This window comes from Citrobacter sp. TBCS-14, assembly GCF_005280805.1.
GTDB classification, from domain to species: domain Bacteria; phylum Pseudomonadota; class Gammaproteobacteria; order Enterobacterales; family Enterobacteriaceae; genus Citrobacter; species Citrobacter gillenii.
The window spans coordinates 1-216 of record NZ_SZWM01001096.1 but is presented as its reverse complement, the minus strand read 5'-3'; the positions used below and the strand labels follow the sequence as shown (position 1 = coordinate 216).

Genomic DNA, 216 nt, shown 5'->3' with positions numbered 1-216 from the left:
GGCCTCAATCTTCGCTTTGATCGCTTTCACCGTCGGGCTTTTTGAAATTACACCGCAGTATTCCGGCATGGTACGAGCAAAATCCTCGGTGCCAATTTCACGCGCCAGATTGATGATGTGCTCTTTATCATGGGAGATAAGTGGGCGCAGGATCAGAGTGTCTGATACGTTATCGATCAAACGCAGGTTGGTCAGCGTCTGGCTCGACACCTGGCC

Annotated in this window: 1 pseudogene; it reads right to left on the bottom strand. The window is 51.4% G+C overall.

Features of this window, described 5'->3' with window-relative positions:
- Positions 1-216 (bottom strand): annotated as a pseudogene (locus FDX22_RS24160) (tRNA 4-thiouridine(8) synthase ThiI); the annotation flags it as partial.